General features: G+C 74.5%; 4 protein-coding genes. All 4 read left to right on the forward strand.

Features of this window, described 5'->3' with window-relative positions; genetic code table 11:
* A partial coding sequence (locus tag CCN51_RS48995) for a helix-turn-helix domain-containing protein (RefSeq protein WP_143676165.1) occupies positions 1-292 on the forward strand: 292 nt, incomplete at its 5' end.
* Between the two features lie 126 nt (positions 293-418).
* Positions 419-1,444: a DUF4331 family protein gene (locus tag CCN51_RS49000; protein ID WP_014176905.1), complete on the forward strand. Its 1,026-nt coding sequence runs from the start codon at positions 419-421 to the stop codon at positions 1,442-1,444.
* A gap of 69 nt (positions 1,445-1,513) precedes the next feature.
* Positions 1,514-2,173 carry a hypothetical protein gene (locus tag CCN51_RS49005; protein WP_043486945.1) on the forward strand — a complete coding sequence of 220 codons (660 nt, stop codon included), beginning with the start codon at positions 1,514-1,516 and terminating at the stop codon, positions 2,171-2,173.
* The coding region (locus tag CCN51_RS49010; RefSeq protein WP_143676166.1) for a nucleotidyl transferase AbiEii/AbiGii toxin family protein at positions 2,170-2,839 on the forward strand (670 nt) is incomplete at its 3' end. The genes CCN51_RS49005 and CCN51_RS49010, both read left to right, overlap by 4 nt.

Here is a 2,839-nt window from a genome sequence, read left to right on the forward strand (position 1 = left end):
GGCCCCGGCCTCCCTCGACGCCCTGCTGTCCTCCCCCGCGGCCGAGTTGTGGGCCCGTGCCCAGTTCGGCCCCCTCGACGAGGCCGGGCCCGCAGCCGTGCCCGAGACCGTACGCGCCTGGCTGCGCGCCGACGCCCGGCTGCCCGCGGCGGCCACCGCCCTCGGCATCTCGCTGCCCGGCGCGCGCAAGCGGCTGGCCAGGGCCGAAGAGGCGCTGGGGCGCTCGCTGTTGCGCGCGCCGAGCGCGAAGTACGAGCTGTGGCTGGCGCTGCGGGCGTCGGGCTCGCTCTGACCTGTGCCCGTTCGCCGTTCGAAGCGCAACCGCCGCACACCACGACTGTGCACAGTGTTCCTCGCCGTGCCCGCCGCCCCCGCCTAATGTCTGGGCAAGCCCCTCATGCACAGAACAGGACCGCTGATGAGCCATCACCACGACTCGGAGTTCGCCCGCCAGGACCCGCGGCTCGACATCAGCGACACCTACCTGTTCCGCGGCACCACCGGCACCGTCTTCGTCGTCAACGTCAACCCGCTCTCGGGCGGCGGCGGCTTCCACGACGACGAGAGCCGCTACGAGATCAAGGTGGACACCGACGGCGACGCCGTCGAGGACATCACCTACCGCTTCACCTTCCAGCCCCCGGCCGCCGACGGCAGCCAGCGCTGGGAGCTGCGCCGTCTCGACGGCCCGGCCGCCCGCGACCGCTTCGCCGACGGCCCCGTGCTGCTCACCGGCGCCACCGGCGAGCCCGTGCAGACGCCCGACGGGCTGCGCGCATGGGCGGGCGCGGCCGGGGATCCGTTCTGGATCGAGGGCACGGTCGTCACGGCCGTGAAGACCGCCATCGCACAGGGCACGGCGCCCGATCTGACGGACTTCGACCCGGCCGACGCCACCAATCTCTTCGCGGGCACCGATGTCCAGGCGATCGTCCTGGAGGTGCCGGACGAAGCCCTCGGCGGCGCCGGAGCGGCCATCGGCTTCTGGGGCTCCACCGTGCTGGCCACCGACGCGGGCGGCTGGCGGCAGATCAACCGCTGTGCGAACCCGCTGCTCAACACGCTCTTCGACCTCGAAGACGCCGAGCAGGACATCGACTTCAACGCCACCGAGCCCGCCGAGGACCAGCGCCGCTACGGAGCCGAGATCCTGCGGGCCGCCGAGCGGGCCTCGGCGGCCGTGGGCACGGTGCCCGACGCCGCGGCGCACGCCGCCCGCGTACGGGATCTGTTCCTCCCCGACGTGCTGCGCTACGAGGTGGGCAGCGAGGCAGTGTTCGCGGTCGACCGGCGCAACGGGCGCGGGCTGACCGACTGCGTACCGGAGGTGATGTTCGAACTGGTGCTCGGCGCGCCCGTCAAGCTGGGGCTGGACGCGAGCTCGGCCACGGGGGTGCCGAGCGACGTCTTCCCCTACCTGTCGGTGGCCGGGGCACGGCACTGACGCCGTGCCCCGGCCGCCGCGGCAGCCCGGCGCCCGGACGCGAACCGCCCGCCTGAGAACATCGTGCGTGTGTGCACGGTCACCGGCGAGTTCGAGATCCACTTGACGGTCCGCCCTGTCACGGGGAGGGCGGACTCCCCCGTCGCGTACCGCGCGCTGGAGCGGTACGCGGCCGAGCGGACCTGGAAGTTCGCGCATATCGTCCTCGACCGTGGCCGCGTGCCCTCCCAGCCGATGCTGACCCTGCGCGCCGACGGCACCCTGCCCGCGGCCCGCTCGGCCGCCGACGCGGCGGCGGCCGGGCTGGCCGGCGCGGGCTTCTCCGTCGTACGGACGAAGGTCGAGGCCGCGCCGTGGGCGGCGGGGGTGCCGGTGTCCGACGAGGACGGCCGGGCCCTCGGCCCGCGCTACTACTTCGAGCACCACATCAAGCTGCTCCTGGACACCGACGGGGCACCGCCCGCCCTCGCCCGGCTCGCCGCCGCGCACACGGCCCACCTCTCCCGTAACGCCCGCCGGGTACGAACCGACGGGCGCGCCGAGCGTTTCGTCACCCAGCGCTGCCGCCTGGTCGGCCGCGATACGGCGGGCCGCCGGCTGGAGGCGCTGACCGCCGCCCTGCGCGCGGCGGGCCGCGAAATCGTGTCGATGGAGCGGGAATTCGTCGTGTATGACAGCGACGAGGGCCTGGACGCGGGCTGGATAGCCGAGGAGGAGGCAGCGCGATGACAGAGACAGAGCCGGCATCGGCGTCGTCGTGGACGGGGTTCGGCTGGGGCCCGTGGCCGGAGGACGGCACCATCCCCCAGGAAGAGCTGACCGAGACGACCGCAGCGCAGATGCGGCTGCCGAAGTCGCTGCGGCCGGTCCTCGGCGAGGGGGTGCTGCAGCGCCCGGTGTTCGACCCGTCGATGGCCCACCACGCGCGGGCGATGCGCGCCGGTGAGCCGCAGTTCGAGGACGCGGAGGCCGGCCACCGCTGGTACGCCGCCCGCCGCCGCGCCACGGACCTCGTCCTGGCCGCCGTCGCGGACTCCCCGTGGGCCGGGCATCTGGTGCTGCGCGGCAGCGTGCTGCTCAGGGCCTGGTACGGCGAGGCGGCGCGCGAGCCCGGGGACCTGGACTTCGTCGTGGTGCCCGACTCCTGGCAGCTGGAGGACGAGCGTACGGACCGGATGATCGACGGCATCGCGCGCGCCGCCGACCTCCGCTCCCGGCGCGCGGCCGGCCCGGTCCGTATCGACTCCCGGGGCGCGGTGAGCGACGAGATCTGGACGTACGACCGCGTCCCCGGCCGCCGCCTGGTCATACCGTGGCGGGCCACGGAGGACGGCGTACCGCCGGGCACGGTCCAGCTCGACTTCGTCTTCAACGAGCCGCTGCCCGCCCCCGCGG

The organism is Streptomyces milbemycinicus, assembly GCF_002154605.1.
In the GTDB taxonomy this organism is placed as follows: Bacteria; Actinomycetota; Actinomycetes; order Streptomycetales; family Streptomycetaceae; genus Streptomyces; species Streptomyces milbemycinicus.